At 73.5% G+C, this 14,125-nt stretch carries 12 protein-coding genes; 4 read left to right on the top strand and 8 right to left on the bottom strand.

The features are described from left to right. Positions 1 to 50 precede the first annotated feature (50 nt). Both ACZ5ON_RS23570 and purD read right to left on the bottom strand, forming a co-directional pair. Positions 51 to 1,622: a hypothetical protein gene (locus ACZ5ON_RS23570; protein WP_465596016.1), complete on the bottom strand. Its 1,572-nt coding sequence runs from the start codon at positions 1,620 to 1,622 to the stop codon at positions 51 to 53. A 606-nt stretch (positions 1,623 to 2,228) separates the two neighbouring features. Next, positions 2,229 to 3,479 carry a phosphoribosylamine--glycine ligase gene (gene purD / locus ACZ5ON_RS23565; protein ID WP_465596013.1) on the bottom strand — a complete coding sequence of 417 codons (1,251 nt, stop codon included), beginning with the start codon at positions 3,477 to 3,479 and terminating at the stop codon, positions 2,229 to 2,231. A gap of 463 nt (positions 3,480 to 3,942) precedes the next feature. On the opposite strand from purD, the gene ACZ5ON_RS23560 reads away from it, so the two are divergent. After that, positions 3,943 to 4,728, top strand: coding sequence for an SLATT domain-containing protein (locus ACZ5ON_RS23560; RefSeq protein WP_465596010.1), 786 nt, complete (start codon positions 3,943 to 3,945; stop codon positions 4,726 to 4,728). A 94-nt stretch (positions 4,729 to 4,822) separates the two neighbouring features. Here the strand turns inward: ACZ5ON_RS23560 and ACZ5ON_RS23555 are convergent, their stop codons facing one another. From ACZ5ON_RS23555 to ACZ5ON_RS23545, 3 genes are all read right to left on the bottom strand, one after another. Further along, entirely contained in the window at positions 4,823 to 5,470 is a 648-nt protein-coding gene (locus ACZ5ON_RS23555) for a hypothetical protein (RefSeq protein WP_465596007.1), read from the bottom strand. Positions 5,471 to 5,514: 44 nt separating this feature from the next. Continuing rightward, the gene (locus ACZ5ON_RS23550; protein ID WP_465596004.1) at positions 5,515 to 6,471 is read right to left on the bottom strand and encodes a GntR family transcriptional regulator; all 957 of its coding nucleotides are present in this window, start codon (positions 6,469 to 6,471) and stop codon (positions 5,515 to 5,517) included. A gap of 283 nt (positions 6,472 to 6,754) precedes the next feature. Further along, a complete protein-coding gene (locus ACZ5ON_RS23545; RefSeq protein WP_465596001.1) occupies positions 6,755 to 7,552 on the bottom strand; it encodes a carbon-nitrogen family hydrolase in 798 nt (265 codons plus the stop codon). A gap of 185 nt (positions 7,553 to 7,737) precedes the next feature. On the opposite strand from ACZ5ON_RS23545, the gene ACZ5ON_RS23540 reads away from it, so the two are divergent. After that, positions 7,738 to 8,559, top strand: coding sequence for a maleylpyruvate isomerase family mycothiol-dependent enzyme (locus ACZ5ON_RS23540; RefSeq protein ID WP_465595998.1), 822 nt, complete (start codon positions 7,738 to 7,740; stop codon positions 8,557 to 8,559). 197 nt (positions 8,560 to 8,756) lie between these two features. Further along, positions 8,757 to 8,975, top strand: a complete 219-nt coding sequence (locus ACZ5ON_RS23535) for a BRO family protein (RefSeq protein ID WP_465595995.1) — start codon at positions 8,757 to 8,759, stop codon at positions 8,973 to 8,975. Positions 8,976 to 9,012: 37 nt separating this feature from the next. Here the strand turns inward: ACZ5ON_RS23535 and ACZ5ON_RS23530 are convergent, their stop codons facing one another. The 3 genes from ACZ5ON_RS23530 to ACZ5ON_RS23520 form a co-directional block, all read right to left on the bottom strand. Then, a complete protein-coding gene (locus ACZ5ON_RS23530; RefSeq protein WP_465595992.1) occupies positions 9,013 to 10,356 on the bottom strand; it encodes an MFS transporter in 1,344 nt (447 codons plus the stop codon). A 96-nt stretch (positions 10,357 to 10,452) separates the two neighbouring features. After that, positions 10,453 to 11,688 carry a M64 family metallopeptidase gene (locus ACZ5ON_RS23525; protein ID WP_465595989.1) on the bottom strand — a complete coding sequence of 412 codons (1,236 nt, stop codon included), beginning with the start codon at positions 11,686 to 11,688 and terminating at the stop codon, positions 10,453 to 10,455. A 235-nt stretch (positions 11,689 to 11,923) separates the two neighbouring features. After that, entirely contained in the window at positions 11,924 to 13,159 is a 1,236-nt protein-coding gene (locus ACZ5ON_RS23520; RefSeq protein WP_465595986.1) for a benzoate/H(+) symporter BenE family transporter, read from the bottom strand. Positions 13,160 to 13,350: 191 nt separating this feature from the next. On the opposite strand from ACZ5ON_RS23520, the gene ACZ5ON_RS23515 reads away from it, so the two are divergent. Continuing rightward, positions 13,351 to 13,998, top strand: a complete 648-nt coding sequence (locus ACZ5ON_RS23515; protein ID WP_465595983.1) for a hypothetical protein — start codon at positions 13,351 to 13,353, stop codon at positions 13,996 to 13,998. Positions 13,999 to 14,125 lie beyond the last annotated feature (127 nt).

Here is a 14,125-nt window from a genome sequence, read left to right as displayed (position 1 = left end):
TGCTGTTGGAGCCCGGTGCTCCGCCGTGACCTCCGGAAACCCGGCCTGGCTCACAGACGTACGGGGCGCTCGAGCCGGACGCCCGCGCCCTCCAGCCAGCCGCGCAACGGGGCGTCCTTGCCCTGCTCCACCGCCTGCGCCACCGAGCCGGCCGGGTCGGGCCCGCGCTTGCCGTCCAGCAGCAGCACCGGGCCGTCCAGCCAGTCCAGGCCCGGGGTGCCGGTGCCCGAGTCCATCGCCTCGCAGCAGACCAGCGCGGTCGCGTGCTCGACCAGCAGATCGCGACCGGTACGCACGGGCTGCAACGGGGGCGCGCCCCGGCCGCTGCGCGCCAACTGGGTGGCCAGCGCGGCGGACAGCGCCTCGCCCCCGCCCTCCGCGAGCCGGGCCAGCAGGCCGGTCAGCGGCGGCCCGGTGGTGCGGCTCCGCCCGGTGCCGCCGCGCCGTACCGCGCCGCGCCCGGCGCCGCCCGCGCCCGGCGCCGCCGTACCGTCCAGCGCGGCCTGCAGGGCGGCGGCCTGGGTACGCCACCCGAGGTCCACCACCTGCGCCGGGTAGTCCGCCCAGTCGAGGTCCTGCCAGCCGGTGGCCGGGGTGCCGAAGAACAGCTCGGCCGCGAGCAGCGAGACGGCCGCGTCCACCTGGCCGGGCTCCTCCAGCAGGTCGCAGGCGGGGCGGTCGCCGAGCCGGGACTCGTAGCCGCCCGCGAGGCGGTCGCGGCGGGAGAGCTCGGTCAGCGCGGAGACCACGCCGGCGTTCAGGTGGGTGGGCATCCGGCCGAGCCGCCAGGCGGGCAGCGCGACCCGGTTGAGCAGCCGGTCCCAGCCCGCGTAGGCGAGGCCGACCTGCTCCTGGGCGGCGATCCGCAGCCCGTAGTCGACCGCCTTGGCGTGGTCGGAGGCCCAGGCGGCCACCGAGCGCTCCAGCTCCGACGAGTGGTCGCGGCAGGCGGCGAGCAGCCACCGGGTGATCCCGTCCAGCAGTGCGGCCGGGCCGGTGCGCCGGCCGGTGCCGGAGGTGTCCAGTGCGGCGTCCAGGCCGCGGACGAAGCGGCGGGCGGCGGCGATCTCGGGATCAGCGGCGGCGGCCGTACCGGCCACCACGGGGGCGAGCAGGGCGCGCAGCTCGCCCGCCCGCATCCACCACAGGAAGGGCGAGCCGATCACCAGTACCGGCGCGGACGGCTCGGCGCGACGGCGGGTGAACGGCCAGCCGCCCGGGTGGGCCTCCTCCAGCCAGCTGTCGCAGTCGGGGGTGAGCGCGATTCCGGAAGGGGCCGGCACCTCCAGGCGCTCGGCCAGCTCGCCGATCAGCCGGTACAGCTCCGGAGCGGAGGCCGGCGCCACCGGCACGGCCGGGGTACGCGGCGGGGCGGCCCTGGCGTGGGACCTGCCGACCAGCGCGGCCAGTGTCAGGACCACCACGGCGACCACCCCGGTGACCCAGCGGGCGGTGTCCCACGCCGCCGTGTCGGCGGCGCCCGGTGCGCCGATCCGCCCGGTGAACCGACCGGCCAGCAGCACCACGGCGAGGGCGGCGGGCAGCGCGGCGAGGGCCACCCCGAGCCCCCGCACCCGCAGCAGCGCCTGGGCATGTGCGCGGGCGGCTTCCACAGCGGCCATGCGACGCGGCACCCCCTTCGGAGCCCGAGGTCGGTGATCGCGACGCCCCACGGAGGAGGTCCGCAGCGGTCCGGACACCCGAGCCGACTCGAAATGATCAGTTCAGACCGGGCGTCGGCCTGCGCCAACGCCGGTTGTGCATCCTGCCTGGCACTTCTGACAGTCTTGACGCCAGCGCGCGGGCGAGTGTTCCGGGTCGGTCCGCTTTCCACCCGTCCTGGTGACGGTGCACGCCTTCAGCATCCCCCTGACCGCGCCGGACGCCACCCGGCACCGCGCACGGCGGCCCGGGCCGGGCCACCACGATCCGGCACGATCCAGCGCACCATAAGGCCCGGGCGCCGACCGCGTCAGCCGGATGGCCACTTGGTCACCCGAAGGGCTGGAATCCCGGCTTCTTCCCGTGTGGCGCGCAGCCTGCCCTCATCGCGGACGCACTGCCCGAGGGGGATACCTCCGGCCGAGCGCAAAACGCGCCGCACGCGCCGGGCCGGGCAGTGAACAGGGACCGGGCGGAACAGCAGAGGCCGGACAGCGAACAGGCGCCGGGCAGACGACAGGGGCGCGGTGCTCTGCCCCGCGCCCCTGTCGACCGTCTCCGTCCGGCTACCGCCCGGCGGCCTTGAGAGCGATGTCGCTGCGGTGGTGGGAGCCCTTGAGGGTGATCCGCCCGACAGCCCGGTAGGCGCGGTCGCGGGCCTCGGCGAGGTCGGTGCCGGTCGCGGTGACCGACAGCACCCGGCCGCCGGCGCTGAACACCTGCCCGTCCTCGTCGGCCCGGGTGCCGGCGTGCAGCACGTAGACCGAACCGTCGGCGGACTCGGCCTCGGCCAGGCCGTCGATCGGGTCGCCGGTGCGCGGCGCGGCCGGGTAGCCCTCGGAGGCGATCACCACGGTGACCGCCGCGCCCTCGTCCCAGCGCAGCGGCTCCAGCTGGTCCAGGGTCCCCTCGGCGGCGGCCAGCAGGACACCGGCCAGCGGGGTCCGCAGCCGGGCGAGCACCACCTGGGTCTCCGGGTCGCCGAAGCGGGCGTTGAACTCGATCACCCGGGTGCCGCGCGAGGTCAGCGCGAGGCCGGCGTAGAGCAGGCCGGAGAACGGGGTGCCCCGGCGGCGCAGCTCGTCCACGGTGGGCTGCAGGACGGTCCGCAGCACCTCCTCGACCAGGTCCTCGGGGGCCCAGGGCAGCGGCGAGTAGGCGCCCATGCCGCCGGTGTTCGGGCCCTCGTCGCCGTCCAGGGCGCGCTTGAAGTCCTGGGCGGGCACCAGCGGGAGGACGGTGGTGCCGTCGGTGATCGCGAACAGCGAGACCTCGGGGCCGTCCAGGTACTCCTCGACGACCACGCTCTCGCAGGCGGCCGCGTGGGCCAGCGCGGCCTCGCGGTCGGCGGTGACCACGACGCCCTTGCCCGCCGCCAGGCCGTCGTCCTTGACCACGTACGGGGCGCCGAAGGCGTCCAGCGCCTCGGCGGCCTCCTCGGCGGTGGTGCAGACGTAGGAGCGGGCGGTGGGGACGCCGGCTTCGGCCATCACGTCCTTGGCGAAGGCCTTGGAGCCCTCCAGCCGGGCCGCCTCGCCCGAGGGGCCGAAGACCGCGAAGTCGGCCGCGCGCAGCGAGTCGGCGACGCCGGCCACCAGCGGGGCCTCCGGGCCGATCACCACCAGATCGGCGGCCAGTTGCCGGGCCAGCTCGGTGACCTGGTCGCCGTCCAGCTGGTCGACCGGGTGGACCGTCGCCACCCGCGCGATCCCGGCGTTGCCCGGGGCGCAGTGCAGCTCGGTGACGGCAGGATCTTGGGACAGGGAGCGGCACAGGGCGTGTTCGCGGGCGCCGCCGCCGATGACGAGGACCTTCACGCCGCACAGGGTAGTCGGTGGCCTCCCGGCGACCGGCGCCCGACCCCGTCGAAAGCTCCAGATCGGGACGGAGATCGGCGCCACCTCATTGTAGGAACATCCAAGAATCGACCCGTCTCGGGGGTCTTCCACTGCCGGGTCAGGTCGGAGCGCCGCGGACCGCTCCCTCGGAAGGGTGAAATCTCACCGCCCGCCGAAACCCTCCCACCTCGGCATACCGAGGCGAAATCCGATAACGATCACTCCGGAACCGGCCCCACGCTCAGCCATTTGGCGGTAAGAGTTTGTCTTGGAGAACCACCGGCAAAGCCCGGTGCACGGCACCATTGGGCGGCCCAGACCCGCACACGGCGCCGGGCCGGTCCGATGAAACGTCACAGGACCTGGCGTCAGACCGACGCCCGGCCAGTCCCGGCACCCCGCCGGGGCGTCAGCAGTCCGCCCGCCACAGGGAGCCCCACAGGTGAGCCAGCCGGAAATGCAGCCCGAGGAGAGCCCCTGGGGCAAGGAAGTCGGCGAGGAGGACCAGCCCGTCACGCCCTCCCCGGAGCGCACGCCCTCGCGGCGCCGTACCGACCTGAGCGCCCGCCAGTTCCCGCTCGGGGACTGGGGCGAGCCCGCCGAGCGGCTGGAGGAGCTCTACCGGTGGTCCGAGGAGCGGGCCGTCGAGGCGATCGAGTGGTACCGCCAGGACCGGGTCTGGAAGCGCCGCTGGGCCCGGCTGCTGCGGTTCGGCGCGGCCGGTTTCGCGGTCGCCGGGGTGACCGCCCCCCTGGTCTCGCTCACCGGCCTCGCCGGGCAGGCGGCGGGCTGGGGGTACATCGGGCTGGTGTTCTCCGCCGCCTGCCTGGGCACGGACCGGGCGTTCGGGCTGACGTCCGGCTGGATGCGCGACATCAGCACCGCGCAGGCGCTGCAGCGGCGGTTGGAGGCGTTCCAGTTCGACTGGGCCTCGGAGTGCGTGCGCGAGGTGCTCGGGCCCACCGAGGGCACGGCGGGGGAGGCCGCCGAGCGCTGCCTCGGAGTACTGCGGCGGTTCTGCGAGGACGTCTCGGACATGGTCCGCAGCGAGACCTCCGAGTGGATGCTGGAGTTCCGGGCCGGCATGACCCAGCTGCCCACCCAGGCCCCAGGCCCCTGGGGCGGGCGCAGCGAGGGCGGCGCGGGCGCCCAGGTCCGCGTGCTGCCCTCCCCGGGTGCCCGGCCCACCATGCCGCGCCAGCGGCCCCCGGAGGGGCCCCTGCGGTGACCGCCGCGCCCGGCGGGCCGGGAGACGGCCGGACGGAATGCCCGGGGCACACCCGTCCGTTCCCGAGCGGTGCCGCCGCTCCCCGCGACTGCCGTCAGGCGAAGACGATCATGGCGCCCTGGGTGACGCTGCGGGTCGCCGCCGCGTAGAGGCCGGCCCAGGCGTGGCGTTCGCGGGCGTAGGGGTGGACGTCGTCCAGCGGCGGACCGAAGGGCTGCTCCAGGCCGGTCGGGCCGAGCGGGCGGGTGGGGGCCGGCGGGTTGTAGACGTCGATGCCCAACACCGGGGCGACGGACTGGAGTTCGCGCAGCAGCCCCTGCGAGGACCCGAGCGGCCCGCCCGCCTCCAGCAGGTTCTCGGCCACCACCGGAAGCAGGAAGTCGATCGGCACGTACGCCCCGGCATGGTCGAAGTGCCACACCAGGTGTGACTGTTCGGCCGTGCTCTCGAACATCTCCAGCAGCTGCTCGTAGTCCCCGCCGAGCTCGTCCACCGGCGTGACCTCGAACCCGGTCAGCCCCAACAGGTAGGCGCGGCGCAGGAAGTGGAGCGAGTTGTAGTCGAACGCCGCCACCGGTTCGACCTCCCCGGTTATGCCCGGCGCGTACGCGTACACGGGGACCTCGGGCAGGCCCTGGGCGGTGAGCGCGAGGTTGTAGCGCTGGAGGTCGTCCCGGAACGGGTTCTCGGGGCTGTGGGTCAGCTTGTCCACGAGCGGGACCAGCCACAGGTCGCAGGCCATCGGCCGGCTCTTCCTCTCCGGAGGACGGGCAACGACGGCCCACCCTATCGGCCCGGTGCGGGCTCCTCGCTCCCCGGCCGGAACACCCGCACCGACCCGCCGAACCTTCCGGGTGTCCCCTTCGGCGGGACGAAGCGCGGCAGCGGCACCAGTCCGAGGCCGACCTCCGCCACCTCGCACGCCTGGGCCTGGGGATCCGGACCCGCCGGGGCCGGCGGCGGTGCGGACGAGGAGTCCTCGGCCAGGTGTTCGTGGAGCAGCGACAGCACGGCGACCGACTCCAGCGGCTGCCCGGTGAGCGAGGCCAGCAGTTCGACGGTGAACAGGTTGTACTCGTTGACCAGCCGGTGCGTCCCGGCCAGGTCGCGGGCCTCGATCCGGTCCACCAGTTCGTTGTGCCCGGACCAGCAGACCCCGGCGAGGTTGTCCGCCGAGCGCAGGTAGGGCGCCGCGAACATCCAGGACTGCACCCGCAGCCAGTCCAGGTAGTCGCCGATCCGGCGGTTGCCCACCAGCAGGCCGACCTCCTGCCAGAACCGCCGGTCGCAGCCGACCAGGACGTCCAGCTGACCGGCCCGCGAGGCGCGGACGGCGGCCTCGGCTCGGCGGCGCAGCGAGGGCAGCCGGGCCCAGTCGTACCCGGGCGCGGCCGCGCCGCCCCGCCGGGTGGCGAGTCGGCGCAGCGAGCTGTCGGTGAGCAGTGTCCTGGCCTCGAAGATCTCCAGGAAGTCGGCCCAGGTGAACTCCGGCACCGTGAACCCCCTGTGGTGCTCGGCGCGGAGCAGCCCCTGGGCGGCCAGGTCGACCAGCGCCTCCCTGGCCGGGGTCGCCGAGACGCCGTACTGCTCGGCGATCTCCTTGACGGTGAAGTTCTGGCCCGCCGCGAGGCGTCCGGCCATCATCTCCTCGCGCAGTGCGCCCGCGATCTGCTCCCGCAGGCTGTTGCGCTGGATGGCGGGGTGGCCGCTCCCGGTCCCGAGGGAGCTGGACGTTCCGGCCACGACTCCCCCTTTCGGACTAGGCTGCCGCGACGGCGGCCCATCTTCTCAAAAACGGCCGCCGGGTGCGCAAGAACTTGTTCCCGGCCGTACCGGGGCAGCGGAGGGGTCCGCCCACCGCCGGGGGGCCGGTGAGGGGTCCGCCCGCCGCCGGGTGGCCGGTGAGCGGTCCGCCCGCCGCCGGGTGGCCGGTGAGCGGTCCGCCCGCCGCCGGGTGGCCGGTGAGCGGTCCTCGACGGCGTACGGTCAGCGGCCCCGCCGTCCGGTCAGCGGCCCCGCCATCCGGTCAGCGCTGCACCGGCGCCGGGATGCCGAGCAGGCGGTCGCGGTGCACCGGGAACTCGGCACGGGCCCTGGCGACCTCGCCGGGATCGAACTCCACCGTGATCACCTCCTCGTCCGTGCCCGCCTCGGCCAGCACCTTGCCCCACGGGTCGACCACGATGCTGTGGCCCGCCTGCTCCACCCCGCCGTGCGTCCCGGCGTTGTTGCAGGCCAGTACGTAGGCCTGCTCCTCGACCGCGCGGGCGCGGGTGAGCAGCGTCCAGTGCTCACGGCGGCGGGCCGGCCAGGCGGCCGGGACGACCAGCAGCTCGGCCCCGGCGTCCAGCAACGCCCGGAACAGCTCGGGGAAGCGCAGGTCGTAGCAGGTGGCCAGGCCCAGGGTGCCGAAGTCGGTGGCGGCGGTGACGATCTCCTGGCCGGCGCCCATCGCGACCGCCTCACCGCTGTCGAAGCCGAAGCGGTGGATCTTGCGGTAGGTGCGCTGCAGCTCGCCGTCGGGGGCGAAGAAGAGCGAAGTGTTGTAGATGGGCCCGTCCGGGTCGCGCTCGACGATCGAACCCGCGTGCAGCCACACCCCGGCCGCCTTGGCGGCGGCCGACATCACCTCGGCGGTCGGGCCGTCCAGCGGCTCGGCACCGCCGGACCAGGCGTCGTACGAGAATCCCCCGAGCGGCCACAGTTCGGGAAGGACGACCAGGTCGGCTCCCTCCTGCGCCCGTACCAGCGCGGCGGCCCTGGCCCGCCGCTCCTCCGGCGGCTCGGCGTCGGAGACCGCGAGTTGGATCAATGAAGCGCGCACACTACCACCGTCCATGGCACCCGTCCTACGATCGTCACCCAAAAGCGCTGCCCAGCTGTCATCCGGCAGCGTAACGTGCGGGTAGCGCGTCCGCCCGGAAGCCTGGACACCTCGTCCACCGGACTCCGGTCCGCCCGGAGGCGGACGAGCGCGGCAAGGAACCTGACGGAGAGCCGGAGACACCCGTGACGGACAATCAGACCGTGCAGGCCTGCATCGACGCCTGGACGCAGTCCATCGAGTCGATATCCGAACTGCTGGCCGCACTGCCGACGGACTCCTGGAACCGGGCCACCGAGTGTCCCGGCTGGTCCGTCCGCGACGTCGTCTCGCACGTCATCGCGGTCGAGTCCGAGCTGCTCGGCGATCCCCGGCCGATCCACTCGCTGCCGCGCGATCTGCGGCACGTCACCACCGAGTTCGCCCGCTACGTGGAGCTGCCCGTCGACAAGCGCCGCTGCCACACCCCGATCGAGCTGACCAGCGAGCTGGACTACATCGTCATCCGCCGCTCGCGCGCGCTACGCGACTCCAGGTACGAGCCGGGCGACCTCGTCCGCACGCCCGCCGGGCCGCTCGCCCGCGACCTGCCGTACTGGGCGCTGCTGCGCGAGCGGGTGTTCGACGTCTGGGTGCACGAGCAGGATCTGCGGCGCGCCCTCGGCATCCCCGGCAACCTCGCCTCCCCCGCCGCCCTGATCACCCGCGACCTCCTGCTGGAGGGACTCCCCAAGGCCGTCGCCCGGCTGGCCGGCGCCCCCGCCGGGACGGCGGTCTCCTTCGACGTGACCGGTGAGGTGGAGTTCCTGCGCACCGTCCGGGTGGACGCCGAGGGCCGCGGCGCCCTGGACGAGCGGGTCAGCCTCGCCCCTGACGTCCAGTTCACGATGGACTGGGAGACGTACGCCAGGCTCGCCTGCGGCCGCGGCCGCCCGGGCCCGGTCAAGGCCGAGGGCGACCAGGAGCTGGCCGCCCGGGTGCTGGCCAACTTCGCACTGACGCCGTGACGGTCCGTGGGATTCCCGACGGCCTTCTTGACCACTGATGTACGCGGCTATGCGTTACAGCTGAGCAGAAGCGCGTCTCCGTGGCGTACACGGGTGGCGTGCGTCGCGCTTCCGTACGCCCGGCTGGTACCGGCACATCACCCGTTCGGCCTCGTTGTCCAGGGCAGCCCATCACCGAGAGTGAAGGAGGGGCGGTCATGGGTGACGAAACCTGCATGGTGCTGGTGCGGTCCAGCTTCCCGGTCACCGGCCAGCCGATCAGGGTGGTCATGATCAACGGCGAACCGTGGTTCGTCACAGCGGACGTGTGCAAGATCCTGGGGCGGGAGAACCCGAGCCGTGCGAGCAAGATTGTCGGCTCGGGGAACGCACGAGTCGTCAACAGCCAGAAGATTTCACGTACGTTCAGTACGTGAAATGACGTTTCCGCAGGTCAGAAACCCTACGAAAGCCCTACGCCCGCCCCAGCTCCCTCCTCAGCCGGACGATCATCCCCGTCCCCACCGCCAGCGGCACGTACTGCCAGCAGAAGGCCCACCGGTACGTCTCGGCGGTGTGCCCGGCGGGCCCGGAGAGGGAGTCGAGCAGCAGCCCGATGCCGAAGAGGGTGATCACCGTGCCGATGAAGCCGCCCATGTTGGCGATGCCGGAGGCGGTGCCGAGGCGCTCGGGCGGGTTGTGGGCGCGGGCGTAGTCGAGGCCGACCAGGGATGCGGGGCCGTTGCTGCCCATGACGACGAGCAGCACCACCAGCAGCCAGAGCGGCGGCCGCCCGCCGGGCCAGGCGAGCACCACGGCCCAACAGGCGGCCGTGGCGCCGATGACCGTGAAGGTCACCGGGATCCGGGCGGCCGGGTACCGGGAGACCAGCCGCCCGAAGACCAGGCCGAAGGCCATGTTGCTGAGGACGAGCAGGGTCAGCAGCCCGCCCGCCTCGTCCCGGCTCATGCCCTGGCCCTCGACCAGGAAGGGCATGCCCCAGAGCAGGCCGAAGGCCGCGCCCGGGAGGGCGGTGGTGAAGTGCACCCACAGGCCGAGCCGGGTGCCGGGCTGCCGCCAGGCCTGCCGGACCTGCTCGCGCACGGGCGGCCGTCCCCCGGTCGCCGGCACGACGGTGACGCCCGCCGGGGCTTCCTTGAGCAGCAGGGCGACCATCGCGAAGGCGCCCACGCCGAGCAGGGCGATCAGGGCGAAGGTGAAGGTCCAGCCCTCGCGGTGCAGCGCCTGGGCGAGAACGGCGGTGGTCACCAGGTTGCCGCCGGTGCCGACCAGTCCGGTGAGCTGGGCGACCAGCGGGTTCCTGGCCGCCGGGAACCAGCGGGCGGCGACCCGCAGCACGCTGATGAAGGTCATCGCGTCGCCGCAACCGAGCACCGCCCGGGCGGCCAGCGCGGGTCCGAACGAGGAGCTGAAGGCGAAGGCGAGCTGACCGGTACTCAGCAGCAGGATGCCGAGCAGCAGTACCCGGCGCGGCCCGAACCGGTCGATCAGCAGGCCGACCGGCACCTGCATGGCCGCGTAGACCAGCACCTGCAGGACGGCGAAGGCGGAGAGCGCCGAGGCGCCGATGCCGAACCTGGCCACCGCGTCCAGGCCGGCCACACCGAGGCTGGTGCGGTGGATCACCGCGAGGACGTAGACGCCGACACCGATCGACCACGCGGCCCAGGCGGCCCGGCCGCCGGGTGGTGCGGGGTCGCGCTTGGAGCGCTCGGAGGGTTCGGATCCGGGTTGTGGCGGGAGTCGAGGACCGGGAACTGGACGGAATGCGGCTGGGCTGTCTGGGTCCACGGGCACGGCGACCAGACTAGTCATCCCATCAAATGACCAATCTGCCGGGTGTCCTGCCGCGAGCGGGGGTGGGGACGCGAAGGAACCCCGTGCTCCAAGGGCTCAGCCCCTGAGCGTCCAGGTCACCGTCCTGGTCATGCGCTGCTCGCGGAACGCCTCGTCGCGCACCCAGTCGGTGGTGTCCCGCACGGTCGCGGTGACCTTCACGTCCTTGCCGGAGGGGATCTGCAGCAAGGAGGTGTCCAGCCAGGTCGGATCCGCTCCCTGGGGAGTGGTCGGCACGCCGTCGACCTTCCACACCACCTCCAGCTGCCGGTCGCCGGACAGCGGCAGCGGGCGGACGTGCAGCCGGGGCCGCCCGGCCACCGTGCCCGCGGCGGGCTCCGGCGGGTCCATCGGGCCGACCCGGCGGTAGATCTGTTCGATGATCGCCTCCCGGGAGGGGAGGTTGTAGCTGCCGCCGAGGGTCCGCATGACCGAGTCGACGGTCGGCCGGTAGATGCCGTTGGCGCTGCGGTACGCCCCGACGGTGCCACCGCCGTCCGGGGACTCGGCGCCGAGCCAGCGCCACCACTTCACATGGGTGCGGGCCATCTCGTCGGCGTTCACCGTGGAGAGGTTGGGGTAGTCGGCGTCGTCGGGGGCGCTGTCGTACTCGTCGCCGAGGTCGCCGACGGTGTGGCCGATCTCGTGCTGGATGATCCGCCCGGCGTCCGGGCTGCCGCCCGCGAGGGTGGTCACCGCGGTACCGCCGGCGCCGCCGTACTCGCTGGAGTTGGCGAGGGCGATCACGTACTGCGGTCCGTCGCCGTTGCCCGCGTACCGGGCGGTGGTGGGCTCGTCCGCACAGAGCAGCCGGGCGGTGCCCTCGCACCAGAAGTGCATCCCCAGCGGGGTGGCCGTCCGGTGGCTCTGGCCCTCCGACTCGGCTATCCCGGCGACCGGGGAGACCACGTCCACCCGCCTTATGTTGAAGTAGCCCTGGTAGCTGCGGAACGGCTCTATCTCCATCAGCGCGTGCCAGGCCCGGTCCGCCTGTTCCTGGAACAGCTCCTGCTGGTCGGCGGTGTAGCCGTCGCCTATCAGCACCAGCGTGATCCGGTCGGTGGGGTCTCCGGTGCGGCGTATGTCCACCGTGGGCGCGGGCGCGGGCGACCGCGGCTCGGCGCCGCCGGTGCCGTGCGGCGGTAGGGCGCGGTCCGGGGAGGGCGCCGGAGCGCCGATCGTTCCGAAGGGTGGCGGGGATGCCACCTCGAGAACGGTCGGCAGAGCCGCGACCGAGAGCAGGCTGAGCGCCGCCGCGCTCCGGACGATTCGGCCAGACCTACCGTTCGGCATACGGTGCGTCCTCCGGACTCCGGTCACCCGGCCTGGAGCTCGGGTGGGGGTCGCCAAGACGTACCCGGCCCGCCGGACGCACCCGACCTCGTGGGGAGTGACTTCGCCGGACCGGGCCACCGCGGCGGGGCATCCGGCGCAATCCGCAGGCGCATCACCCGCAGCGGCCGTACACGACCTCCGCGGCGCCAAGGGGCCGGGCGCGTGCGCGCCCCGCTCACCCGGCCGGGGCGGCTCAGCGGCGGCGCAGCAGCAGGTGCGCACCGATTCCCAGGAGCAGGCCCCAGAAGGCCGAGCCGATGCCGAACAGGCTCATCCCGGAGGCGGTGGCGAGGAAGGTCACCGCGGCGCCGTCACGGCCGCCTTCGTCGGCGAGCGCGCCGGCCAGGCTGCCCTGGAAGGACCCCAGCAGCGCGACCCCTGCGATCACCGCGATGAGCGCCGCCGGCAGGCCGGTGAACAGGCTCACCAGTACTCCGCCGAAGCTGCCGACCAGCAGGTAGAGGAATCCGGCCGACATCCCGGCGACGTAGCGGCGGTCGGGGTCGGGGTGGCTCTCCGGGCTGGTGCAGATCGCGGCGGTGATGGCGGCCAGGTTGATTCCGGGCGAGCCGAACGGCGCCAGCAGGACGGAGAGCGCGCCGGTGGCTCCGATCAGCAGCCGGTCGTCCGTCCGGTAGCCGGAGGCGTGCATGATGGCGAGGCCGGGCGCGTTCTGCGAAGCCAGCACCACGATGGTGAGCGGCAGCGCCAGTCCGACCATCGCGTGCCAGCCGAAGGCGGGTGCGGTCAGCACCGGGCGGACCAGCCCGCCGTCCCCGAGGTGCAGCGGCAGTCCGACGGTGCCGGCCGCCAGCACCCCGCCGGCCAGCAGGGCCACGGGTACCGCGTACCGGGGCAGGTAGCGCTTGGCGAGCAGGAAGGCGGCGAAGCTGCCGAGCACCAGCACGGGCGCCTCGTGCAGCGAGCCGAAGACCCCGGTGCCGAAGGAGAACAGGATTCCGGCCAGCATCGCGTTGACGATCCCGGTCGGCACCGTGCTGATCAGCCGTCCGAACAGACCGGTCGCGCCGAACAGCGCGACCGCCACGCCGCTCACCAGAAACGCCCCCACCGCCTCCCGGTACGGGTACGCGCCCAGGCTCGTCACCAGCAGCGCCGTACCGGGAGTGGACCAGGCGGTGATCACCGGCGTCCTGGTCCACCAGCTCAGCAGGAGGCAGGTGAGTCCGCTGCCGATGGACACCGCCCAGATCCAGGAGGCGGTGTGCGCGGCGTCCAGGTGTCCGGCGGACGCCGCCGCGAGGACGATCACCAGTGGCCCGGAGAAGGAGACGACTATACAGACCAGCCCGGCCAGCAGGGCGGGTAGCGAGACGTCCCGGCGCAGCGAGCGCCGGGTGGAGGACGCCGGTGCGGCCCCGGTGTCCGGCCCTGTCTGCTGCGGTAGTTCAACGCGATGTTCGGCCATCCGAGCAGTATTCTGGAATACCCTTTGCGACACTCCGGAAATATCTTCAGAACGGCTGCCACCCGGCTGACGGCAGACGTGTGCGCAGGTGCGAAGGCACGGAGAACCGGTCCGGCGGGCCGCCGGGGGTGCAGCTACCGGCCCATCTCTTCCACCACGCAGTCCGCGACAGGCCCCTGGGGGAACCCATCATGCGAGCATCCGCTGTGCCCGGCTTCGCGAAGAACGTCCTGTCCGCTTTCGCCACCCGCAGGGCTCTCGCCCTGGGCGCCCTCGCCGTCACCGTCAGCGCCGCCGCCCCGCTGCTGCCGAGTGCCCCCGCCGCCTGGGCGTGCGGTGACGACACCGGCTCGGCCGCCGGCGTCACGGCCGCGTCCGCCCCCGGCGCGACCCACCACGGCGACCCGGCGTCGGCCTTCGTCCCGGTGGTGCCCACCTCACTGACCGCCGGCGGCCCTCCGGTCGAACTCGGCGTCGAGATGGCCAACTTCACCGGCGCGGACTACACGAGGATCGCGCCGTCGTTCGCGCTCTACAACCCGAGCTCCGACTCCGACTACGCCACTCCCGGGACCAATCTGCGACTCCAGGACCTGAAGGTGGAGGCGATGGAGAGCGGCCGGTGGCAGGTCCTGCCGCTGCACCACGGCTGCGACCCGACGCTGGTCGCCGACACCTCCGCCCTGGCCGGCTCGCTGACGGACCAGCACGCCCACCGCTACCTGTTCCGCCTCTCGCTGTCGGCCGACGCCCCCGGGCAGCAGAGGGAGATCCAGGTCTTCAGCGGTTTCGGCCTGGACGGCAGGAGCAACTCGACCGTCCTCAAGGTGCTCCACTGAGTCCCTGATGAGCGCGTTGGGGTCTTCCCCGGCCGAGGGAAAGACCCACAAAGACCCACACGCTCCCATGGGGGGTCACCTTCTCAAGGCCGCCCCACGGGGTTAGGGGTTTCTGGGCTTCCCCGAT

The sequence above is a fragment of the Kitasatospora sp. NPDC032150 genome (assembly GCF_055579945.1).
This window is presented reverse-complemented; position numbering and strand designations above follow the sequence as displayed.